Source organism: Flavobacterium xizangense (assembly GCF_054075145.1).
Genome location: NZ_JBSIPG010000001.1, coordinates 1,057,083 through 1,081,713, shown reverse-complemented (window position 1 = coordinate 1,081,713; position 24,631 = coordinate 1,057,083). Strand labels below are relative to the sequence as shown.

At 32.3% G+C, this 24,631-nt stretch carries 22 protein-coding genes; 16 read left to right on the top strand and 6 right to left on the bottom strand.

Going from position 1 to position 24,631, the window contains the following annotated elements; genetic code table 11:
• Positions 1 to 18: 18 nt before the first annotated feature.
• The 5 genes from ACWA1B_RS04575 (at position 19) to rodA (ending at position 5,692) form a co-directional block, all read left to right on the top strand.
• A complete protein-coding gene (locus tag ACWA1B_RS04575; protein WP_008466528.1) occupies positions 19 to 1,047 on the top strand; it encodes a rod shape-determining protein in 1,029 nt (342 codons plus the stop codon).
• Positions 1,048 to 1,156: 109 nt separating this feature from the next.
• The gene (gene mreC / locus ACWA1B_RS04570; RefSeq protein ID WP_456904657.1) at positions 1,157 to 1,981 is read left to right on the top strand and encodes a rod shape-determining protein MreC; all 825 of its coding nucleotides are present in this window, start codon (positions 1,157 to 1,159) and stop codon (positions 1,979 to 1,981) included.
• Positions 1,974 to 2,480 carry a rod shape-determining protein MreD gene (locus tag ACWA1B_RS04565; RefSeq protein WP_133523327.1) on the top strand — a complete coding sequence of 169 codons (507 nt, stop codon included), beginning with the start codon at positions 1,974 to 1,976 and terminating at the stop codon, positions 2,478 to 2,480. Before mreC ends, ACWA1B_RS04565 begins: the two co-directional genes overlap by 8 nt.
• On the top strand, positions 2,477 to 4,441 hold the full coding sequence (gene mrdA, locus ACWA1B_RS04560) for a penicillin-binding protein 2 (protein ID WP_456904656.1): 1,965 nt from the start codon (positions 2,477 to 2,479) through the stop codon (positions 4,439 to 4,441). The genes ACWA1B_RS04565 and mrdA overlap by 4 nt, the downstream gene beginning before the upstream one ends.
• Positions 4,442 to 4,456: 15 nt before the next feature.
• Entirely contained in the window at positions 4,457 to 5,692 is a 1,236-nt protein-coding gene (gene rodA, locus ACWA1B_RS04555; protein WP_456904655.1) for a rod shape-determining protein RodA, read from the top strand.
• Between the two features lie 208 nt (positions 5,693 to 5,900).
• Here the strand turns inward: rodA and ACWA1B_RS04550 are convergent, their stop codons facing one another.
• From ACWA1B_RS04550 to xrtF, 6 genes are all read right to left on the bottom strand, one after another.
• The gene (locus tag ACWA1B_RS04550; protein ID WP_456904654.1) at positions 5,901 to 6,587 is read right to left on the bottom strand and encodes a DedA family protein; all 687 of its coding nucleotides are present in this window, start codon (positions 6,585 to 6,587) and stop codon (positions 5,901 to 5,903) included.
• A gap of 137 nt (positions 6,588 to 6,724) precedes the next feature.
• Positions 6,725 to 7,066: a heavy-metal-associated domain-containing protein gene (locus ACWA1B_RS04545; protein ID WP_035645699.1), complete on the bottom strand. Its 342-nt coding sequence runs from the start codon at positions 7,064 to 7,066 to the stop codon at positions 6,725 to 6,727.
• 42 nt (positions 7,067 to 7,108) lie between these two features.
• A complete protein-coding gene (locus ACWA1B_RS04540; protein WP_456904653.1) occupies positions 7,109 to 9,115 on the bottom strand; it encodes a TonB-dependent receptor plug domain-containing protein in 2,007 nt (668 codons plus the stop codon).
• Positions 9,116 to 9,219: 104 nt separating this feature from the next.
• Complete coding sequence (locus ACWA1B_RS04535) at positions 9,220 to 9,618, bottom strand: HYC_CC_PP family protein (RefSeq protein WP_456904652.1); 399 nt, start codon at positions 9,616 to 9,618, stop codon at positions 9,220 to 9,222.
• 45 nt (positions 9,619 to 9,663) lie between these two features.
• Positions 9,664 to 10,110 (bottom strand): exosortase F system-associated membrane protein, encoded by a 447-nt coding sequence (locus tag ACWA1B_RS04530; protein ID WP_456904651.1) that lies wholly within the window; start codon positions 10,108 to 10,110, stop codon positions 9,664 to 9,666.
• Positions 10,100 to 10,636 carry an exosortase family protein XrtF gene (xrtF, locus tag ACWA1B_RS04525; RefSeq protein ID WP_456904650.1) on the bottom strand — a complete coding sequence of 179 codons (537 nt, stop codon included), beginning with the start codon at positions 10,634 to 10,636 and terminating at the stop codon, positions 10,100 to 10,102. The genes ACWA1B_RS04530 and xrtF overlap by 11 nt, the downstream gene beginning before the upstream one ends.
• 71 nt (positions 10,637 to 10,707) lie before the next feature.
• Here xrtF and ACWA1B_RS04520 point away from each other — a divergent pair, with 71 nt between their 5' ends.
• The 11 genes from ACWA1B_RS04520 to ACWA1B_RS04470 all read left to right on the top strand — a co-directional run bounded on the left by ACWA1B_RS04520 (position 10,708) and on the right by ACWA1B_RS04470 (position 24,631).
• Positions 10,708 to 11,163: a GAF domain-containing protein gene (locus ACWA1B_RS04520; protein WP_456904649.1), complete on the top strand. Its 456-nt coding sequence runs from the start codon at positions 10,708 to 10,710 to the stop codon at positions 11,161 to 11,163.
• A 119-nt stretch (positions 11,164 to 11,282) separates the two neighbouring features.
• Positions 11,283 to 11,891: a toxin-antitoxin system YwqK family antitoxin gene (locus tag ACWA1B_RS04515; protein WP_456904648.1), complete on the top strand. Its 609-nt coding sequence runs from the start codon at positions 11,283 to 11,285 to the stop codon at positions 11,889 to 11,891.
• A gap of 95 nt (positions 11,892 to 11,986) precedes the next feature.
• On the top strand, positions 11,987 to 12,862 hold the full coding sequence (locus ACWA1B_RS04510) for an energy transducer TonB (RefSeq protein ID WP_456904647.1): 876 nt from the start codon (positions 11,987 to 11,989) through the stop codon (positions 12,860 to 12,862).
• Positions 12,863 to 13,115: 253 nt separating this feature from the next.
• On the top strand, positions 13,116 to 13,382 hold the full coding sequence (gene rpsO, locus ACWA1B_RS04505; protein WP_008466503.1) for a 30S ribosomal protein S15: 267 nt from the start codon (positions 13,116 to 13,118) through the stop codon (positions 13,380 to 13,382).
• 165 nt (positions 13,383 to 13,547) lie between these two features.
• Entirely contained in the window at positions 13,548 to 15,683 is a 2,136-nt protein-coding gene (locus ACWA1B_RS04500) for a polyribonucleotide nucleotidyltransferase (RefSeq protein ID WP_456904646.1), read from the top strand.
• Positions 15,684 to 16,550: 867 nt separating this feature from the next.
• Positions 16,551 to 16,796, top strand: coding sequence for a hypothetical protein (locus ACWA1B_RS04495; RefSeq protein ID WP_456904645.1), 246 nt, complete (start codon positions 16,551 to 16,553; stop codon positions 16,794 to 16,796).
• Between the two features lie 427 nt (positions 16,797 to 17,223).
• A complete protein-coding gene (locus tag ACWA1B_RS04490) occupies positions 17,224 to 17,946 on the top strand; it encodes a hypothetical protein (protein ID WP_456904644.1) in 723 nt (240 codons plus the stop codon).
• Positions 17,947 to 17,965: 19 nt separating this feature from the next.
• A complete protein-coding gene (locus tag ACWA1B_RS04485) occupies positions 17,966 to 20,704 on the top strand; it encodes a TonB-dependent receptor (RefSeq protein WP_456904643.1) in 2,739 nt (912 codons plus the stop codon).
• A 5-nt stretch (positions 20,705 to 20,709) separates the two neighbouring features.
• Positions 20,710 to 21,951 (top strand): DUF4249 domain-containing protein, encoded by a 1,242-nt coding sequence (locus ACWA1B_RS04480; RefSeq protein WP_456904642.1) that lies wholly within the window; start codon positions 20,710 to 20,712, stop codon positions 21,949 to 21,951.
• On the top strand, positions 21,939 to 23,654 hold the full coding sequence (locus tag ACWA1B_RS04475; RefSeq protein WP_456904641.1) for a hypothetical protein: 1,716 nt from the start codon (positions 21,939 to 21,941) through the stop codon (positions 23,652 to 23,654). The genes ACWA1B_RS04480 and ACWA1B_RS04475 overlap by 13 nt, the downstream gene beginning before the upstream one ends.
• Positions 23,655 to 23,860: 206 nt before the next feature.
• Entirely contained in the window at positions 23,861 to 24,631 is a 771-nt protein-coding gene (locus ACWA1B_RS04470) for a hypothetical protein (RefSeq protein ID WP_456904640.1), read from the top strand.

The window sequence follows — 24,631 nt, the reverse complement described above, 5'->3', positions numbered from 1 at the left end:
TAAACCCCTAAAAAACTTATGGGATTTTTTGATTTCATGACTGAGGATATTGCAATAGACCTTGGTACCGCAAACACTTTAATCATTCATAATGATAAGGTTGTTATTGACAGCCCCTCTATCGTTGCACGCGACAGAGTATCAGGCAAAATCATCGCTGTTGGTAAAGAAGCCAATATGATGCAAGGTAAAACGCATGAAAACATCAAGACCATAAGGCCACTGAAAGATGGAGTAATTGCTGATTTTGATGCTTCGGAAAAAATGATCAATATGTTCATTAAAAGTATTCCTGCATTGAAAAAAAGAATGTTTACACCAGCTTTAAGAATGGTTGTGTGTATTCCGTCTGGAATTACTGAGGTTGAAATGCGTGCAGTAAAAGAATCTTGTGAAAGAGTAAACGGAAAAGAAGTTTACTTAATTCATGAACCAATGGCCGCTGCAATCGGTATTGGAATCGACATTATGCAACCAAAAGGAAACATGATTGTGGATATCGGAGGTGGTACAACTGAAATCGCTGTTATTGCATTAGGCGGAATTGTTTGCGATAAATCTGTAAAAATTGCAGGTGACGTTTTCACAAATGATATCGTTTATTACATGCGTACACAACACAACTTGTTTGTTGGAGAAAGTACTGCTGAAAAAATTAAAATTCAAATTGGAGCGGCTATCGAAGATTTAGACGGACCGCCAGAAGATATGTCAGTTCAGGGTAGAGATTTACTTACAGGTAAACCAAAACAAGTTGATGTTTCTTACCGTGAAATCGCAAAAGCTTTAGACAAGTCTATCCAGCGTATCGAAGATGCAGTAATGGAAACATTATCACAAACTCCTCCTGAATTAGCTGCCGATATTTACAACACTGGTATTTATCTAGCTGGTGGAGGATCTATGTTAAGAGGTCTTGACAAACGTATTTCTCAAAAAACAGATTTACCAGTTTATATTGCTGAAGATCCATTGAGAGCTGTTGTTCGTGGTACTGGAATGGCACTTAAAAACATTGCAAAATTTAAAAGCATCTTAATAAAATAAGATACAAAATAAATAATTATACTTTTTACTAGAGTTAAATTCAAACATTTAACTCTAGTAAAATTTTGAAACTTTAAGCATATCCTGAAACAAAATAACCAGACAAGAAATGCAGCAAATATTTAATTTCATTATAAGAAACAGTAATCGATTGCTGTTTTTGCTGCTTTTAGGTATTTCGTTGACACTCACAATTCAATCACATTCTTACCATAGAAGCAAAATAATCAGTTCTGCCAACTTTTTGAGCGGAGGTGTTTATGAAAGAATTAATCGTGTAGACGAATATTTGAATTTAAGAGCTGAAAATGAAGAACTTGTACTTGAAAATGCAAGATTAAAAAGTCTTTTATTCAACAAAGAGGACACAACAAAATTGCCTCTGCCTGATACTATTAAAGGAGTAAAACCTGCTGACATTATTGTATCAAAAGTAATTCATAATACATACAGCACACACGAAAACTTTCTTACTTTGAATTCTGGATCCAATGAAGGTGTAAAACCAGATATGGGAGTAATAAACAGTTTAGGGATTGTTGGAGTAATTGACAACACTTCACCAAGATATTCAACTGTGGTTAGTATTTTGAACATGAAATCACAGATTAACGCCAAACTTAAAAAATCAAATCACTTTGGTTCTTTAACATGGGATGGAAAAAGCACTGGTTTCGTACAGCTGAAAGATGTTCCGAGATTAGCTTCTGTTAGAAAAGGCGACACTATCGTAACAGGAGGGCAATCTGTAATTTTCCCTGAAGGAATCAACATTGGAACTGTTGAAACCGTTTACAAAGAAGAACAAACCAGTTTTTATGTTATAAAAGTTAAACTATTTAACGACATGACAAACCTTGGACATGTTTACATTATCAAAAGCAAAGACAGAGAAGAACTTATTAATTTAGAAAAAAAGGAAAAAGATGAATAGCGCATTGTTAGTCAATATTTTTCGATTTATTATGTTACTAGCAATTCAGATTGTTATTTTCAACAATATGAATTTTTTAGGCTATATAAGTCCTTTTCCATATATTCTATACATTATTCTTTATCCTGTAAATAGCAATAAATCAGGGTTAATTATTTCGAGTTTCTTACTCGGATTAACAATGGACATGTTTTGTAATTCAGGCGGAATTCACGCTACATCGTGTGTGATTCTCGCTTACTACAGACCTTATATTTTTAAGTTTTCATTTGGACTGAGTTATGAATATCAAACAATCAAACTAAACGAATCCTTAACGCCAGAACGGTTTTCATTTATTTTGGTATCCGTTTTGCTGCATCATATTATATTATTTGTGCTCGAAGCGTTCCAATTCAAATTCATTTGGGACATTTTACTCCGAACGCTGTTTAGCTCGATTTTTACAATTATAACCTCAATCATAATCATTTATCTTATTAAGCCCAATAAACGATGAGAAAAGTTCTGCTGCCCGCTTTAATTATTATTGCAGGATCTTTACTGGTGATCAGGGTATTTTATTTGCAAATTGTAGACGATTCATTTAAATTAAAATCAGAAAACAACGCAATAAAAAAACAGTACGACTATCCTGAGAGAGGCTACATTTACGACAGATACGGCAAATTATTAGTAGCCAATCAAGCTTCATATGATATCATGGTTATTCCACGCGATATCAAAGAAGATTTGAATGTTACTGAATTTTGTGCTTTACTTAATATAACAAAAGAAGAATACGACAAAAGAATTGCGAAGGCTAAAGTTTATAGCCCGCGCCTTCCTTCTGTATTTCTAGCGCAATTAAACAAAAGTGAATTTGCTGCTTTTCAGGAAAAAATCAGAAAGTTCGAAGGCTTCTATTTTCAAAAACGTTCTCTTCGTGATTACGAAGTAGATTATGGTGCCAATATTTTCGGATTTATCACTCAGGTAAATGAAAACTTAATTAAAAAAAATCCATATTATAATAGTGGAGATTTAATTGGAAAGCAAGGTGTTGAACAAAGTTACGAAGAAGTTTTACGCGGTATAAAAGGTGTAAAATACATTCAGAAAGATAAATACAACCGAGAAATTGGTTCCTACAAAGACGGAAAATACGATACGATTGCAGTTGCCGGAGAAGATATCAATTTAACAATTGATGCTGAACTTCAAAAGTACGGCGAAGAATTGATGATCAATAAACGTGGTGGAATTGTAGCTCTTGAACCTAAAACCGGCGAAATTTTAGCATTGGTTACAGCACCTTCTTACGATCCTGGAATTTTAGTCGGAAGACAAAGATCTAAAAACTATACACTTTTATATAACGATTCGATTGCAAAACCATTATATGACAGAGGACTTTTAGCTGAATATCCTCCTGGATCTCCATTTAAAATTTTAACCGGACTTGTTGCACTTCAAGAAGGTGTTATAGATGAACATACAACTTTTATGTGCCATCACGGTTTTAGTTATGGTCGAGGACGTTTCATGAAATGTCACGGTTTCGGACCTCATCAATTAAATAACGGAATTTACAATTCTTGTAATACCTATTTTGCACAATCGTATATGTTAACGATTAACAAATACAAGAATCCTGGATATGCAGTCGATGTTTGGAGCGGTCACGTAAAAAGTTTTGGTCTTGGCCAATTCATGGGATATGATTTGCCAACGGGACGAAAAGGTAATATTCCGACATCAAAAACGTATAAAAAAATCTATCCTAACGGAGGCTGGAGAAGCACAACAATTGTATCTAATGCTATTGGACAAGGTGAGGTTTTAATGACTCCTATTCAGCTGGCAAATATGATGGCAACTGTTGCAAACCAAGGTTATTATTATACGCCTCATATCATTAAAAAGATTGAAGGAAAGAAAATTGATGCTAAATTTACAACTCGTCATGAGACGACAATCGATAAAAAATATTTTCCTCCAGTTATAAATGGATTATTTGACGTTTATAATAAAGGTACAGCTTACGCTCTTAAAGTGGAAGGTATTGATATTTGTGGAAAAACGGGTACTGCTGAAAACTATGCAAAAATTGACGGAGTTAGAACAAAACTAAAAGATCACTCTATTTTTGTAGCTTTTGCACCAAAGGACAATCCTAAAATTGCTATTGCTATTATGATTGAAAATGGAGGTTTTGGTGCAAACGTTGCCGGGCCAATTGCAAGTTTAATGATTGAAAAATACTTAAGAAAAAAAATCACAAGAACCGATTTAGAAGTTCGTGTTTTAAATAAAAGCTTGGCTGCTGAATATGCCAAATTAGGTGGAATGAATGAAGCAAGTGCAATTGAATCTACACCAAAAGATTCGATTTTAAAAGCGAAAATAGTTACTCCTAAACCAGGTGTTCCTAAAACAGAAACGAAGAAAATAGCAACTGACACCACTAAAGAAAACTAAGAAAGATTATTTCAAATGAAAAATCAAAGCGTAAAAAATAATATTGACTGGATAAGTGTTTTTATCTACACCACGTTAGTAATATTGGGGTGGCTGAACATCTATTCGTCTTCATTATTATCTACTGAAGGAACGTATCAAAAACAGCTGATTTTCATTGGCTGTACAATTCCGTTAATTTTTGTGGTTCTTTTTGTAGATGGAAAATTCTATGAAAAATATGCCAGTATAATCTTTGGTGTCTCATTATTGTCTCTAGCAGGATTATTTTTATTTGGAAAAACAATTGCCGGACAGCGTTGCTGGTATGCCATAGGAAGCTTTACTTTACAGCCTTCAGAATTTGCAAAAGCAGCCACATCATTAGCGCTGGCAAAATATCTGAGCGACACACAAATCAACCTCAAGGATGTCAATAGGCAGATACAGGCTCTTGCTATTGTATTTTTGCCTGTCTTGCTTATTTTACCTCAACCAGACCCTGGGAGTGCTTTAATTTACAGTATTTTTATTATTGTTTTATACCGAGAAGGTTTGCCTTCTTGGTATGTTTGGACCGGTTTCATTACTATTTTATTATTTGTATTGACACTTGTTCTAGAACCCTATGTTGTGATTATTATCGCAGCCGTTGTTTTGGCAATTATACATTTTAAGGGCCGAGTTGTCGACAGGAATTTATTAATGAGCAGTATTCTTTTGGCTATTATTTCTGCTTTTGTTTTCTCTGTAGACTATGTATTTGAGCATGTTTTCAAACAACACCACAGAGACCGCTTCAACATTTTGCTAGGAAAAACAGTCGATATGAAGGGTATTGGTTATAACACTAACCAATCTGAAATTGCTATTGGATCAGGTGGATGGCTTGGAAAAGGCTTTTTACAGGGAACTCAAACCAAGGGAGGTTTTGTACCTGAACAGCATACAGATTACATTTTTACAACCGTTGGTGAAGAATGGGGTTTTGTAGGCTCATTAGTTGTAATCGCACTTTTTGTTGGTTTATTTTTAAGAGTAATTTATTTGGCAGAAAGACAAAAAACCAAATTTAGCCGTGTTTATGGTTATTGTGTTGCAGGAATCTTATTCATTCACTTTTTTGTAAATATCGCTATGGTAATTGGTATTTTTCCAACTATTGGAGTTCCTTTGCCTTTCTTTTCATATGGTGGCTCTGGACTATGGGGCTTCACAATTTTATTGTTTATCTTCTTAAAGATGGATGCTAATAAAGTAAATGAATGGTAGGTTTTTAAAATTTCAATATTTATCCAAATTCCAAGACTGAGCTCCAAAATACTAAACTCATATTTTCAAATATCAAATATTGATATTGAAAAAACATAATTTTACCCATTTAAATATATTAATTCGAAGGATAGCTTTTCTTCAAAAATATCTCCAGAATAATCTAAATAAAAAAAGTCCGAAGTTTAAACTTCGGACTTTTTTATGCTTATATTTTTTCCTGATGGCTTGTTCGCTTTTTAATAAGCTTTAAGAAAACCGGGAAAGTTGATACTATAATTATTCCTATTACGATAACTTCAATATGCTCTTTCAAATCGATTCCTTGTTCTAAAAACACTCCATATAAATAATGTCCGGAGAAGATCAAGATGAAAGACCATAAAAATGAACTTAAGACGTTATAGAACATAAATTTCTTTTTATCCATCGAAACTATTCCTGCTATGATTGGCGCAAAAGTTCTAAAGATTGGAAGGAAACGAGCATAAATAATAGCTTTCCCACCATATTTTTCAAAAAAGTCTTTAGATTGTAATAAGTATTTCTTCTTGAACCAAAATGTATCTTCTTTTTTAAACAGATAATAACCACTTTTTGCACCAAACCAATATCCGGTCATATTTCCTAAAACTCCCATAATAGCAACTAAAGTTGAGAGAATGAACACATTTAGAAAATCACTTGGAATAGAAACGACATTTTCGATTAAGTCACGGCTGTAAATCCCTGATAAAAAAAGTAAACTGTCACCAGGAAGGAAAAAACCAGCAAAGAGTCCGGTTTCTGCAAAAACAATAAACAGCACGATGTATAAACCAATTTGAAAACCGCCGATACTTAATGTGATATAAAATTCAGGGTTGACTAATTGTGTCCAATCAAAATTATTCATAAAAATGGTTTGGTTATACTTTATTTAAGTTCGTGAAAGTAACAATAATTTACTTCAACCACAATAAAATGCGGTATTTTAAAGATTAATTAACTATAAAAAAAGCCTCAAGAAAAAACTTGAGGCTTCAAATATTATTATTCTCTTACATACTTGCAACAGCTGTGCAAATTATCATAATCGGCCTGAGTAGCTTTAACCTCCTTAGTATCATGACCTACTTTAGCAATAGCATTATTTAAGTCGGCTGGCGATGATTTTTCTTCATTCAAAATCACAGCAAGCTGATGCGACGTAATGTCCCAAGTTGCAGTTTTTACACCAGGCACACTAAAAGCTGCTTTTTCAATACGCTTTTTGCATTGCTCACAGTTTCCGTTAACTTCTGTTGTGTATTTTAAATTCTTATTTTTTTTAGTTTGGGCTTGCGCCGAAAATCCTAAAAAGCCAATTATTGCTATTAAAATTATTTTTTTCATTTTATTTTAAATTTGATATTGTTATTGAAATTTATTTTGCAATTATTTTATTTTAAATCGTAATCCCGCGTAATACATTTGTCCAAAAATTGGAGCATAAGCAACAGAAGCATCAAAATTTGGTCCAAATGGATCATCAGCGCCTAAAATCGCTTTTTGCTGTTTATAGTTTCCGATATTCTCTCCGCCAATATACACTTCAAAAACATCAGAAAAAACTCTTGTCACCTGTGCATTCATAACGGCATATGCCGGAGAAAAATCAGGAAACTGATCTTCTGCCGGATTTGAAGCTGTGTAAGGCAATTGTTGATTTCCTGTCCAGTTGAACGTATAATCAAACTTCCATTGCTTTCCATTATCTGAAGTTGTTTCATATTCCAAATTCCCCAGAAAACGATGTTTTGCCTGCAACGGACGCTGAAAAGTTCCTCTCAAATAATCCGTTTGAATGTCATAATATTTATACGCCGTTCTTAAATTTAAATTATGAATAAGCTCATAATTAAACTCTAGCTGAAAACTATTTGCAAATGAACTTCCTTTTAAATTATAAAACAAAACATCTTGCGGACTTTGCATTAAATCGACAACGGCCTGATTCTGAAAATCAGTTCTGTAAAAATCAAATCCAGCTTCGGCATTTTTATTAAAAAGTCTAAACTTTTGCGAAAAGCTGATTCCGTAATTCCAAGCAATTTCCGGATTTAATCCGTAGATTTTTCCGTTTGTATCCAAAATTGAAAATGTTCTGGAACTAGCAAAAAGTTGCTGATTTTCGGCAAAAATATTAGCAGAACGTTTTCCTCTACCAGCAGAAAAACGAATTACTCCATTTTTCCAGGGATTATATCTCATGTGCAGACGAGGTGTGACAAAAAAGCCCAATCGATTATGATTATCAACTCTTCCGCCTAAAATTAAACTGAAATTATCAGTGTTGTCATACGTATATTCAAAGAACGCACCGACAGAATTATCAATTCGGCTGTAATCATTTACATTCACAAATTCCTGATACTGATCGTATGTAAAATTCAATCCGGTTGTAAATTTATGCTTTGTATTATTGATAATTGAGTTAAAAATCAAATTCGAATAAAAGCTATTCTGTTTGATATCATATAAATTCAAACCGAAATAAGAATTTTGATTATGACTATTAAAAGCATTTTGAAAACCAATACTTTGATAAGGCATATCTCTAAAAACATAACCGATTTTTGTTGATACATCAAAACGTTCTGTGTTGATTTCTGAACCCCAGTGATTTGTAGTTCCACGATCAATATCTTTATCAAAATCAACCTCTCCAGTTTGTTTCTTATCATTCATATATCTGAAATTGATAAAACTTACCAAACCGCTTTCAGGATCATAATATTGATAGCGATTTAAAATATTGATTTGTTTTCCTAACGGATTATCTAAAAATCCGTCATTATTCATATCGTTTTTTGCGACACGAGTATTTCCATGAACAAACAAGCTTGTTGCCCACTTATCAGATAATTTTTTATTGAAATGTGTATTCAATTCAAAACGCGCATCTGTAGAACCATAAACATTTAAGAAAAATGGAATATCACTCAAAGGCTTTAAAAGTTCTGTATTTATCTGTCCCGAAATACTTTCATAGCCATTAATAACACTCCCCGCTCCTTTCGTAATCTGAACACTTTCAATCCATGTTCCGGGCGTAAAAGACAATCCATAAGCTTGTGAAGCTCCACGAACTGAAGGAATATTTTCTTCGGTAATCATCAAATACGGACTTGTTAAACCTAACATTTTTATTTGTTTGGTTCCCGTTAAAGCATCTGAAAAATTGACATCGATAGATGGATTTGTTTCAAAACTTTCGGCCAAATTACAGCAAGCCGCTTTTAGCAATTCTTTACTTGTAATAACAGTTGTATTGGACGTAAGTGTATAGGATTTTTTAATTCCTTTTTGCTTTTTGGTGACTTTTACTTCCTGCAAATCTTCCTGCGAAAAAGCAGTAACAGAGAGCAAAATCATGCTCAAAAGCATTATATTTTTGTGCATATAAATGATTTTAATGTTATTAGAAAAGCTGTTTCTAATTCTTCTTTTTAGAAAAAACAGCAAATTTCAAGCGCAAAAAATTGGCTTGATTCTAAACATTAAAATCAGGAATAAAAAATGTATTGATTGTATAATTTGAACAAAGGCGGTGCATTCGCATCAGCATAATATGAAGTAATCTGATTGCTTTTAAAATTTGGAACAGCTAAAAAAGCAATTGATTTATATTCCGGAAGTACAGCTGGAAAATCAAGCTGAAAAAAGAATATTTTGACAGTAGCATTATCAGATTTTTTTTCAAAATGAACTACTTTGTCTTTACAGCAAGAAGATTTTTTTTCACTTTCTCCGCAACATTTCTTTTCTGGAGCAGCCTTCGTTGTTGTATTTAAAGATACAGAAGCGATTTCGCCTCCGCAATAATGCACATCAAATGCAAACCCCATGTTGGAAACCAACAATAGGAAAGCTAAAAATAATCCTGTGCACTTTTTTAAATTCATACTGCAAAATTATTTAAAAAGACCGAAAAAAGATATAATGATTTGTTATTTTTTTAAATTTTGCTGCTGATAATAAAATGCGGGAATAAAAAGCAGTACAAATATGGGCTGAATTATAAATCTTCGGACATAGAAAAGAAGCCAATTTGCATTTGGAAAATAATCCAAAATAACAAAAAAGGCAATAAACAGAATGACCAGAAAAAATGCGTATAAAAAAATACTAAACTTAAAAATGTCAGCATTTCTAAAGAGCACATAAATCAAAGCTAAAGACAAAATTGTATTTAAAAAATACCTCAAGATAAGTCCGAAAAAAAGTTTCAGAATATTGACTTCCGGATAAGGTAAATTTTTAAAATCGGCTTCAAAATATTCTAAAAAGGGATCATAGAAAAGATTATTTTCAAATGCCCGAATGACACCAAAGCACATCACTATACAAACCGCAAGCAAGATTTTGAATTTATGTTCTAGTAAATTACTTAGCATATTTCGAAAATTTATTCACCCAAATCACCCACAAAGTAAAAACCAATCCGTAAATAATCAGCGGAAAAAGAACGCCGTGCAAAAAGTGTTCATGCTCTGGATATTTAAACAGCAAAACCGTTAAAAAAGCAATTCGGAGAATATTTAAAACATAAATAAAAAGCGAACCAAATAAAATAAAAAGCAAAGTCGTTTTGAATTTTCCTGAGAAAGCAATCACAAACGAAACAAACAATATAATAACGCTGACAGCATTACAACCTTCTACTATTCTGATCGTAAATCGTTTATTGTACCAAACTTCTAAAGAAGGCTGAGAAAGGCTTTTTACAATACTAATGTCAGAATTAAAAAATTGCATTAACTGTTCGACATTTTGTCCAACAAATTTTGAAATTTCGTCAATTTCTAATGGATTAAAACCGTTCAGATAGAATTTATAAATAATCGTCAATAAAATATAAGCGAAGAAAAAAGTGCCTATAAAAATCAAAAAAGGTTTAAATTGTATTAAATATTTTTTCAACGGAATTTTTTTTCAAATTTATATATTTTTTAACTCCGGCTTTAAATACTTTTGTATAAAATTTATTTACCATGACTTTTCAAGAATTACAACCAAAAATAAGCGCTATTGTTGCTGATACAAGCATAGTTAGAGACGAAAAATTATTAGCAATCTGTCAATTGTTAAACGAAAATGTAGAATACTACAACTGGGTTGGTTTTTATTTTGCCAATCACGAAAACAAAACACTTCATTTAGGACCTTATGTTGGTGCCGAAACAGATCATACTGTTATCCCGTTTGGAAAAGGAATTTGCGGTCAGGTAGCAGAAAGCAATGCTAATTTTGTCGTTCCGGATGTTGCTGCACAAGACAATTATATTGCCTGTAGCTTTACTGTAAAATCAGAAATTGTGGTGCCATTATTTGTTGATGGAGTAAACATTGGCCAAATCGACATTGATAGCCATGTTATTGATCCGTTTACTGAAGCAGACGAAAGATTTTTAGAATTTGTAAATCAAGAAGTTGCTAAATTATTCTAGAAGAACTATTTTTAGGTAAAAAATAGAACTGAATGAAAAGAAACATCTTCATTTTTCTGCTTCTTATATTCTCAGTTAATCTCTTCGCGCAAATTAACATGGTCTCAAAAAAAATCTTTTTGGACTCGTTAAATAATGAATGTACGCCTGAAAAACATGCTTACACGAGAGTAATCACCAATTATTCCCAAAAAAGTGTTTGCTACGTTGTAACCGATTTTTACAAAAACGGAAGAAAGAAAATGACCGGAACAACTTTAGACAAAGATGTTTTAAAAAAGGACGGAGAATTTATTTGTTACTATAAAAATGGCGCAAAAGAATCTGTTGTAAATTATTCTCAGGATCATAAAGAAGGCAAAGAGATTAACTGGTATGAAAACCAAAGTAAAAAATCCGAAAAACAGAATAGCTGGAATCCAAAAACTAAAAGTGTTCAGACTTTAATACTTAATGCCTGGGATGAAGATAAAAATCAGACCGTAGTTGATGGCGAAGGAGATTTTGAAGAAACTGACAAACTAATAATTCAAAAAGGAACCATAAAAAATGGTTTGAAACAGGGTATTTGGAAGGGAAATGATAGTGCTCAAAAAATTACTTTTGTTGATAATTATGACAAGGGAATTTTAATCTCTGGAGAAAGCATAGATCAAAACAATATAAAATCTAGATATTATTCTTTGACTGAAAAATACGCTTTGAAAAAAAGCCCAAAATTAAAATAGCAATTAAAAGCAACGATTACTTTAATTTGCTGGCGCTGAATCTTTGATTGTTTGTATTAAAAATACTACTTTAGCTTTTCATTAACTAACTTAATATGAAAGCTGTTTTACGCGTATTATTTTTTCTTTTAATTTCGACCCGACTTTTTTCACAATCTCTTCTTTCAGAAAGTAAAGTAATATTTGTTGACTCTTCCTATGTAGAAAGTTCAGCAGCAGACTATAAATATATTCGGATTATTGAAGATTATTATACCGATAAGAAATCTTACAATTATAAAGAATATTACAAATCTAAAGCGATAAAATGTATAGGAACAACTTTAGATAAAGATGTTATTAGACTAGACGGCCCATTTATTTCGTATTATGAAAATGGCAACAAAAAGTCGTCTGTAACTTTTGCAAATCTCAAAAAAACAGGAAAAGAATTCAATTGGTACGAAAACGGTAATATCAAATCAGAAATTGAATATTTCGTAAATAAAAAAGGAGAAGTTGAGTGCAAGCTCAACAATTTCTGGAATCCTCAAAAAGAACAAATCGTAACATACGGCAATGGCGACTATACATATGCGAATGAATATTCCGAAGAAAGCGGAAAGATAAAAGATGGTTTACCTGATGGCATCTGGAAAGGAAAGTATATCGAAAACAAATCAAGTTTTACTGAAACTTATGAAAATGGCAAATTAGTTTCAGGAATTAGTTTGGATTCTTTAAATGTTGAGCACCCTTATACGATAAGAAATCAGCCTCCAACTCCAAAAAAAGGTATAAATTCTTTTTACACCTATGTTGGAAGATCAATGGTTATACCAGTCGAAGCAAGAAATAAAGTTTTTGGAAAGATGTATTTAACTTTCACTGTAGATGAAGAAGGAAATCTGATTGAACCAAAAATATTAAAGGGACTAGGTTACGGATTAGACGAAAATGCAATTCGTGTAATTAAAGATGCAAAGAAATAGAATCCGGGGATAAGAAGAGGTATTCCGGTGAGAGTTCTTTATTCATTACCGTTGACGATAGCCCCACCAAATTAGCACTTTTTAACAAAAACCAAATCCCTAAAACATTAAAAAAGAAATATTTTTAGCTTAAATTGTTTAATCTTTAAATTTTTCAAGTTTTAAATTTATTTTTTCAGAAAAAAGATGTATTTTTGCACCCGTCTTACAAAAGTTGTAAAGACATACATAAAAATCATTAAATAATATTGGAATGTATTTAACTAAAGAAAAGAAAGAAGAGATTTTCGCACAACACGGTGGTGCAACAAACACTGGAAGCGCAGAAGGTCAAATTGCATTGTTCACGTACAGAATTTCTCACTTAACTGAACACTTGAAAAAAAATCGTCACGATTATAACACTGAGCGTTCTCTTGTACTATTAGTAGGTAAAAGAAGAGCTTTGTTGGATTACTTGAAAAAGAAAGATATCAACAGATATCGTGAGATCATTAAAGTATTGAATATCAGAAAATAATCAATATAAAAAAGAGGTGCGAAAGTGCCTCTTTTTGTTTTTACATTACACGCATTTACAAGAAAAAAAGTTTGGTTTTTCATTGGGTTTTAGATAACAACAACTACACACAACAACACTACAACACAACTAAAACCCATTGTATAATCAATAAGGAAAAAATTTATGATTCCACAATTATTTGTAGAAAAGATCGATTTAGGTGATGGCAGAAGCATCACAATCGAGACAGGACGTTTAGCAAAACAAGCTGATGGTTCTGTAGTAGTTAGAATGGGCGACACTATGATTCTTGCAACAGCAGTTTCAGCTCGCACCAGCAACCCAGGCGTTGATTTTTTACCGTTAACGGTAGATTACCGCGAAAAATTCGCAGCAGCAGGTCGTTTCCCTGGAGGTTTCTTTAAAAGAGAAGCACGTCCAAGCGACAGCGAAGTATTGACAATGAGATTAGTTGACCGTGTATTGCGTCCACTTTTCCCAGACGATTACCATGCTGAAACACAAGTTATGATTCAGTTAATGTCTCACGATGAAGAAGTGATGCCAGATGCATTAGCTGGTTTAGCGGCTTCTGCAGCATTAGCAGTTTCAGACATTCCATTTTACAACCTGATTTCTGAAGTGCGTGTTGCACGTATCGACGGAAAATTGGTTATCAACCCAAGCAGAGAAGATTTAGAAAAATCTGATATCGATATGATGATTGGAGCCTCTATGGATTCTGTAGCAATGGTTGAAGGTGAGATGAAAGAAATCTCAGAAGCTGAAATGATCGAAGCTATTAAGTTTGCTCACGAAGCTATCAAAGTTCAAATTCAGGCTCAATATCGTTTACAAGAAGCTTTTGGTAAAAAAGAAACTCGTACTTACGAAGGAGAAAGAGAGAACGAGGAAATTTACAAAAAAGTAAAAGACGCAGCATACGATAAAATCTATGCTATTGCAAAAGTTGGTTCAGCTAAACACGAAAGAGGCGCTGCATTTGCTGAAGTAAAAGAAGAAGTAAAAGCTTTATTTACTGAAGAAGAATTAGCTGCTGACGGTGATTTAGTTTCTAAATATTTCTACAAAACAAACAAAGAAGCTGTTCGTAATGTAGTATTAGAATTAGGTGTTCGTTTAGATGGTAGAAAAACTACAGACATCAGACCAATCTGGTGTGAAACGGATTATTTACCAAGAGTTCACGGTTCTTCTTTATTTACTCGTGGAGAAACTCAGGCTTTGGCAACTGTAACTTTAGGAACATCTAGAGAAGCAAACCAAATCGATTCTCCATCAGAGCAAGGTGAAGAGAAATTCTACTTACACTATAACTTCCCTCCGTTCTCAACTGGTGAAGCAAAACCACTAAGAGGAACTTCAAGAAGAGAAGTCGGTCACGGTAACTTAGCTCAAAGAGCTTTAAAAAATATGATTCCTGCCGATTGTCCTTATACAATTCGTATTGTTTCTGAAGTTTTAGAATCTAACGGTTCTTCTTCTATGGCAACGGTTTGTGCTGGAACAATGGCGTTGATGGATGCTGGAGTTCAAATGGTAAAACCAGTTTCTGGAATTGCCATGGGATTGATTACTGACGGAGAAAAATTTGCGGTATTGTCAGACATTTTAGGTGATGAAGATCACTTAGGAGACATGGACTTTAAAGTAACTGGAACTGCTGACGGTATCACAGCTTGTCAAATGGACATCAAAATTGATGGTTTGCGTTATGACATTATGGAGCAAGCTTTGGCTCAGGCTCGTGATGGACGTTTACATATCTTAGGAAAATTAACTGAGACAATCGCTGCTCCAAGAGCTGATGTAAAAGCTCATGCACCAAAAATTATTACCAGAACTATTCCTGGAAACTTTATTGGAGCATTAATTGGCCCTGGCGGAAAAGTAATTCAGGAATTACAAAAAGCTACTGGAACAACTATTGTAATCAACGAAGTTGATGAGCAAGGTGTTATCGAAATCTTAGGTACAGATCCTGCTGGAATTGAGGCGGTATTAGCAAAAATTGCTTCTATCACTTTCAAACCACAACTGGGAGAAGCTTACGAAGTAAAAGTGATCAAAATGCTTGATTTTGGAGCTGTAGTTGAATATACTGCTGCACCAGGAAACGAAGTATTGCTTCACGTATCTGAATTGGCTTGGGAACGTACTGAAAACGTTGCCGATGTAGTTAAAATGGGAGATGTTTTCCAAGTGAAATACTTAGGAGTTGACCCTAAAACTAAAAAAGAAAAAGTGTCTAAAAAAGCGCTTATTCCAAGACCTCCACGTGAGGACAAAAAAGAGTAATCAGATCTTAGTTTACTAAAGGTTTATTCATAGAAAACCCCAACTCATTTATTTGAGTTGGGGTTTTTCGTTTTATTTATTTTTGACTCCTTTTCGTTCAAGACTCATCATTTTTTCTTAAACAAATTTATTTCCCTATTTTCAATAAAAAAACACCGCAACAGTCTAAAAAACAACATTTTTGTAGTGGTAATTGAAAGAAAAAAATATCTTTAACGCACCAAGAATAATAGTATTAATCTTAAAAACCACTCTTATGGCCTATAGCGTTTTACAGAATACCAAAATTAATACCGGTGATTTTATTTTCTACACCCAAAAACAGTTAGTTACCCCGTTTCCCCGTTAGTTTCTGCAAGATTCTACACTCCTCCAAGGGGAGAATTAACATTAAAAATCAGAGCAACCTTATATATCAACTCTGAGGATCCAAACAATCCAAAGGTTGAAGAACCTACAGAAAATGGCAATTCGCTACAAATATTTTTTGATTACAATTTTTCCGAAGAAGCCCCTGAAAGCTGTGATGTTTGGTATGTTGAAGTAGACTATACTTCTCCCACAATCAGCAACATCACCCAGGTAGTTTCATTCTTAAAAGATATTGATCCTGAAACATCAAGAGGAACAGTAACAGGCGTAGATAGAATTCCTGACCATATACTAAGTATATATTTTAGCATTTTATATTGTTAAAATAATCCTCTTTTTAAGGGGATTATTTTTGTTTTTAAGAGCTTCATTTTAAAACCATTACCATTTTTCAGGGTTTCATGACAAGAAAAATGGTTTTCATGACATTTTCATCGCAAACAAACCAAATCGAAATTATTTTTGCATCAACAAATAAAATCAAAATAGTTTTAAATGAAAATCGCGCTAACCAACAAACCAGAAATGAAACTTTTATCACTTTTAAAACAATTAGCAATAAATCCATGGATTGGCGTCTTAGCGTCACTAGCTATAATAATTCCAAGTTTATATATCATTCTCGATGATGTTACTGTTTTAAGGGAAGAGTATATTTTGTTCATTATTTCATTTCTTGTTTATTTGAAATCGCTAAAAAAATATTTGATGAAATTTTGGATTCACCAGACGACACTTTAAATTAAAAATAAATTTTGCCCCTTTTTTAAAAACACTTCAGTTTGTTCGTAATTGAGTTGTTTTTTTTTCATTAAAAAAACAACTCACTCCACAATTTTATTATCTCGTAGATTATTTTGAAAATACATTCACGCAATCTGACAAACCCTAACAAAACCCGATTATACGAAAAAGCAATAAAACATAATAGTGGAAAAAAGCAACCTTCTTGAATATTCGTTTGATAAAGGAAAAAAGTAAAGCAAATTAAAATCAGCTATATCTATACAAACCCTATGCTTCTTTTGGAATTTAACCGCAAACTGAGATGCTTTTTAGGTTAAAAGATGAATATTTTATTACATTTTAACAAGTTTAAGTGTCATTTACAACTTTTTTTTAATACTTTTGAAATCAACCGAAACAAAATCAAAAATCCACCGATCCTTTGAAAAATTCCCAAAAAAAGACAATATTCCTAACTTTATTTGGATTATTATTAAGCATTCATTCCATACACAGCCAAAGCGTCAAAGAAATCGAAATCTTTAATTGGTTTGATAAAAATGCAGGCATAGAAGCATTAGATATTAAAAATGGACCCGCCCATTTGAACTTTGACAAAACCATCGACAATCAGCATCGCTACTACGGTACAGATGAATTCAAAAAAGGAAGCGCCAGATACGGCAACCAAAACTACTTTGATTTATTTTTAAAATACGACATCTATGCAGATGAACTTGTCCTTCGTCCTTTTGATGAACAAAACACAACAAAAATAAATATCATTAAATCAAACATATCTTCTTTTAAAATTGGTAACGAATCTTTTGTGAATTTAAAACAATTGAACAATACTACTTTTAAAGGCGGTTACTACGAAGAAATTCAAATCAGCAGCAATCAGGTTTTTTATATCAAATATTACAAAGAGAAAAAGAAAAACCATGCTAAAGAAGAACTTAACTTGATTGAATATATCCCACAATATGAATTTGTTTTATGGAAAGAAAATAAATTCAATTTAATCAATGATAAAAAGGCAATTATTGCTTTATTTCCTGAAAGCAAAAGTAAAATAAATGATTTCTATTTCCTGAATCGAAGCCTAAGAAAGGAGAACACTCCATTATTCATGAAGAACTTAATAAAATTTATCAATAATTAAAACCTGAAGAAACATACAAATGAGAATATTTACTATCCTTTTATTATTTTTCGGTTTTAATCAGATTCTGCATTCACAAGGCGAAAAAAACACAATAAACATTACTTTCAATAACATAAACCGAGTGGCTGTTTTGGAGAAAATAGAAGCTTCGACTTCGTATAAATTCTATTTCCAGGACAATTGGTTTGATAAAAATGTATTGATTTCCGGAGATTATTCTAATAAAACCATTGAAGAAGTTTTATCGAAGGTTTTAGAAGATACTGAACTTAATTTTTACATCAGTAAGAATAAAATCATTTTGACCAAAAACAGTATCATTTATGACAAGCTTCAAAACAATAAAAAAGATGCTAACGCTCCTATTTTTTTCCAACAATACGACTCAGTCAAAAAGGACAAATCGGGCACAACTGCACCTATAGCATTAATTGGTAAAGAAGCCGTAGATTCAGATGTAGATCTTTATACTTTATCTGGTCACATAACCGATTCAAAGGACGGAAAACCTTTAGCTGATATTAATGTGAAAGTAAAAAATACAGCTATCATTTCGACTACCAATGCCGAAGGTTTTTATAGCTTCAAACTTCCTACTGGATTAAGCACTATTGAAGTTGAATCTTTATTTTACAATAGCACTTCGAGAAAAATAATGATTTATAGCAACGGAACTTTAGATTTTACTGTTCTTGAAAAAATCAATCAGTTAGACGAAGTTTTGGTAAAAGGAAAAGACAGCCAAAACATTAGAACTGCTATAACAGGTGTCACTACAATTGAAGCAGAGGGCGTAAAAAATATCCCACTGGTTCTTGGAGAAAGAGACATTTTGAAAGTTGCATTAACTATTCCCGGAATTAAAACAGCTGGAGAGGGATCTTCTGGATTTAACGTAAGAGGAGGAAAAGAAGATCAAAATTTAGTATTATTAGACAATGCTACAATTTACAATCCTACGCATCTTTTTGGTTTTTTCTCTTCAGTTAATCCATACACAATCAACAAAGTTGACATTTATAAAGGAGGAATTCCTTCTGAATATGGAGGACGTTTGTCTTCTGTTTTTGACATTGTTTCTAAAAATGGAAATACCGAAAAAATTTCTGGTGAAGGAGGAATTGGTCCTGTAACTAGTAATCTTACGGTATCTCTGCCTGTTGTAAAAGATAAAGCAAGTTTATTAGTTGGTGGTAGAGCAACCTACTCAGATTGGATTTTGAAAACCTTGGATGATGAAAGATTAAAAAACAGCCAGGCTTCTTTCTATGATTTATTTGCCAAATACAATCACAAAATCAATAAAAATAATGCCGTTGAAGGAACTGCATATTACAGCAAAGATTCTTATACTTTAACGCCCGATTCTTTGTTTAAATACAGCAACCGGCTAATTTCCCTGAAATGGAAACATGCTTTCAATGAAAAAAACAACAGCGAATTTAACGTTACAAATAGCGAATACAAGTACAGCATTAACTATCAATCAGTTAATCCTGAATCGTTTCTGTTAAAATATAAAATAAACGAGAGTCAAGCAGTTTTAAAATTTACAAGCGAGCTAAACAGCAGTCATAAACTGACTTATGGAATAGCAAGTAAATTATACAAAATAAATCCTGGAGAATTATCGCCATATGGTGAGAATTCAATAGTGACCCCAATTACTATAGAAAAAGAAAAAGGGCTTGAATCAGCGGCTTTTCTTTCTGATAAATTTCAAATTTCTGAAAAATTACTATTAGATATTGGAGCCCGATATTCTTATTATCTGGCTCTTGGTCCATCGACCCAAAACATTTATCAGGAAGGTGTACCTAAAACTCCTTCAACGGTAATTGAACAACGAACCTATACCAATAACGAAGTCATTACTAAAAATGGTGGTTTTGAGCCAAGAATTGGTTTGCGATATATTTTTAACGAAAGTCTTTTTGTAAAAGCTGGTTTTGACAAAAACTATCAATATATTCATTTGCTTACAAACAATACGACTCAGTCACCAACTGATACTTGGAAATTATCTGATTTGAATGTAAAACCAGAAAGCGGTTTACAATATTCATTGGGTATATTCAAAAAATTGGAATACAACGACCTAGAATTGAGTCTTGAAGGTTATTATAAAACTTCTAAAAACATTTTGGATTACAAAGTTGGATCGCAGATTCTTTTAAATCAAAATCTAGAAACCGAATTGCTTCAAGGTGATGGAAAAGCTTATGGAATTGAATTTTTACTTAGAAAATCTATTGGGCGTCTTAACGGATGGATTGGATACACCTATTCAAGATCATTCATAAAATTAGACAGTCAGTTTAATGATGAAAAAGTAAACAATGGAGAATATTTCCCAAGTAATTTTGACAAGCCTCATGATTTCAGTATTGTAATGAATTACAAGTTTACACATCGTTACAGTTTTTCTTCTAATTTTGTATATCAGACCGGGAGACCTGTTACTTATCCTATCGGAAAATATAATTACGGTGGCGCCGAATATACTTTATATACAGATCGAAACAAATTTAGAATACCTGATTACTATCGTTTAGACATCGGATTAAATATTGAAGGAAATCATAAAATAAAAAAATTAGCACATAGTTTCTGGAATATTTCAATTTATAATGTGTTAGGAAGAAACAATCCATATTCGGTCTTCTTTGTAACTAAAGACGGCCAAATAAAAGCCTATCAAACTTCGATTTTTGCAGTTCCAGTACCAACTATTACTTATAATTTTAAATTTTAAACGTTATGAAAAAAATCTTTCTATATAGATTTCTAATAACAACAATATTCATTGCGGTATTTGGCTGTACAACACCATACAATTATCAGTCAAGCAGCGCATATGAAGATGTCATTGTAATTGAATCAACTATCACAAATCAAAATAAAACTCACGAAGTTAAAGTCACAAGAGCATATAAACTTGACGAAAAAAGCCCAACCTTTGAAACAGGAGCAGTTGTTTTTGTAACAGATAATCTTGGAAATAAATACGATTTCAAACAAAATACTGATAAATATACCTCTGTAAATACATTTCAAGTGGCTCCAGACAGACAATATCAATTGCATGTTAAAACAAAAGATGGCAGAAGTTATATTTCAAGCTCAGAGAAATTGCCACAACAAACGGAGATTTCAAGTGTAGAAGCCAACAAAGTAACTAAAGACAATCAGCTTGGTGTTGAAATTACAGTAAATAGCACTGATCCAACAAACAACTCGCACTATTATAGATATGAATACGACGAAACTTACAAAATCGTAGCTCCAAAATATTATCCTACCAAAGCGGTACCGGTTTATTTCCCTGCAGGCTCTTATCCGCCGGGAAAAGTTGTTTTTGAAGAAAGAACCGAAGAAGCCCGAGTTTGCTATTCAAGTCAAAGTTCAAACGAATTACTTTTAACAAGTACAAGTGATTTATCTGAAGATAAAGTGAGTAATTTTCCTGTACGTTTTATTGCCAGTACAGACCCAATTATTATGAATAGATACAGCATTTTGGTAAAACAATATGTTCAGACTCTTGCTGCTCATACTTTTTTCGAAACACTAAAACAGATATCAGCTTCTGGAAGTATTTTATCACAAACACAGCCAGGATTTTTCTATGGAAACATTAAATCCGTTGATAATCCAGGAGAAAAAGTTATTGGTTATTTTGATGTTTCATCCTATTCAGAAAAAAGGCTGTTTTTTAACTTTACAGATTTATTGAATGGTGAACCTATACCTAGATACCCATACAAATGTCCGTCAGAATTTGCTAACGAAGAAGAAGCTAAAGAATATATCTTTAATTACTGTTTTAATAAAAATCCGGCTTTTGAGTGCCAAGGAGAAATAATCTTAGAATTTCTTTCAAGCGGTGTTAAAGTTTATTTCCCAACAGAATCTCCTACAAGCTATATTTTATATCCTGTAGAATGTGGCGACTGCACTTCATTTTCATCAAATATAAAACCATCATTTTGGATAGATTAAAATACATATTTTACATAGCGCTTGCTTTTAGCAGCCAGCAAATTGTTTTTGCTCAAAAGAACAATTCTGTAACCGAACTGAATGAAGTTGACAGAAAAATTAACGAGTCAATTTACATTAGCACAAATGCTAATTCATTTTTGACAGGTGAAGCTTTGCTTTATAAGATATTCTGTAATGATAAAGTAACAAATACAGCTTCAATTTTCAGTAAGATTGCATATGTGCAGCTCATTGATAATAGTAAAAAAACCATTTTTACTCATAAACTGTTTCTTAATAAAGGAACAGGCAATGGCGATTTTTTTATTCCGACTACATTGGAAACTGGAAGCTATAAATTAATTGGATACACAAACTGGATGCTGAATAAAAACGCATCAGAGTATTTTTCTCTTGATATTTATATTCTAAATCCATATAAAGAAAATCCTAGCAGCAATACAATTTCCTATAATGATGTTTCTTCAGAAGCCGTAACTAACAGCAACATTTCTTTTGATTTGAAAAACAAGTCATACAATTGCAGAGATTTAATCGAATTAAACATTAAGTCTAATTCTGATGAATTTCTTAAAGGAAACTATACAATATCTGTTAGAAAATCAGATGGTTTTTTATCTCAAAACAAAACGGTTTTCAGTAATGAAAACAAAAATTCTGCCGAAATCACAGCTAATCAATTTGCGTTTCCTGAACTCCGTGGCGAAATTATCACAGGAAAAATAACTGCAACAAAAGCAGAAATCAAAAACAAAAAAGTAGCACTTTCTATTGTTGGAAAAAATGCTGATTTGAAAATTGCCAAAACTGATAATGAAGGTAGATTTCTTTTTATTTTAGAAAAAGAGAATCCAAATTCAAATATTATTGTTCAGGTACTTGAAAACGGCAAAGAAGATTATGTAATCGAAATCGACAAACAAAAAAGCATCGATTTATCTAGTGTAACTTTTCCTGCAATTCAATTCAATTCGGATTTCAAAAAGAATATCACCGACCGATTAATTTCAACTCAAGTTGAAAATGCTTATTATGATGTCAAAAAAGACAGCTTAATAAATCCTCCTGCAACTATTCCATTTGACGGCCCACCATCTGAAGAATTTAAATTGGACGATTTTACAAGATTTCCAAATATCGAAGAAACAATTACTGAAATTTTAAAAGGTGTTTACTATCGAAAAAATAACAACATATACTCTATTCATGTCTTTGACTATGATGAAAACTATGAATCGGCATTACCCGCAATGATTGTTGTTGATGGGCTAATTATCGAAGATTTAAATGAATTTTTCGCCTTCAATCCTAAAAGTCTTTTCAAAGTAAATGTAATACGAGGTATTTATTATTATGGTTCAAAATCTTTTAATGGTGTTGTTTCCTTTACAACAAAAAATGGTGATTACGAAACCAAGCTTAAAGGCAAATTTATTGACAGACCTGAAATTTTAAGACCACAAATCAAGAAAAAATATTTCAGCCCAGATTATACTATCGAAAAAAATGAAAGAATCCCAGATTACAGGCATCAGCTTTTATGGCAGCCAAATATTGATTTGAGCAAAACATCAAATAGTAAATTTTACGCTTCTGATGTAGCAGGAAAATACGAAATAACACTTGAAGGATTTTCAGCTTCTGGAAAACCTGTTTTTATAAAAGATTTTATTGAAATAAAAGAGCAAGCGAGCAACTAGTTTTATTTCTAAAAAAGAATACCCTAAACCTCCGTTTCTAAAAACTTGAAATGGAGGTTTTTTTTATTCGCTGACGAATTGAATTGGTCATTTTGTTTAAAAAATATAGCATTTTTATTACAATTTAACATTTTGTAACAAAATCAACCATTTTTTTTTAATATTTTTGAAATCACCAAAAACAAACCATTTAACCACACAATCCTTTGAAAAATTATCAAAAAAAGTATACATGCCTTATTTTATTTGGATTATTCTTTAATATTTTCTCAATTCATTGTCAAAATAATAACTCCAATAATTCCCTATACAATTGGTTTGACAAAGCTTTAGAAAAAGAAAATCTCCCTGTCTACAACGGCACCCGACACGTAAATTATTACCGAACGCTTGATAACACCCATAGCTATTTTGTTACTGGAAATTATAGTTCCGGGGATGTTGAATACGAAGGGCAAACCTATTATAATCTTGATTTGAAATACGATATCAATAATGATGTATTAGTTTTCAAACCTATAGGGAAATTTGATTATTTGGGCATCAATACTATAAAAGAGAAAACAGCCAGTTTTAATATTCACAACAAACATTTTATAAATATAAACTACAACAACGTCTCTTGTCCTGATTATATGAGTGGTTATTATCAGGTAATCGTTTACTCAAAAAACAATATTCTATATATCAAACATCACAAAAACAGATCTAAAGTTATTGATACAAAATCAGTTTCTGATGATGCCCAGAATTCTACCGATACGTTTGCTGAAAAAAATGAATTTGTCCTCAAATACAAAAACGCCTATTATAAGATAAGTTCAAAAAACGATATCATTAAAATTTTCCCAGAGTTCAAAAGCAAAATAAAAAATTATTATTCGGCAAACGCTCAGTTAGAGGAGTCAGATAATAAGGTTTTTATTGAAAATTTGATAAAAGAAATAAACAATTTCCTCCCTAATGAATCTAACTAA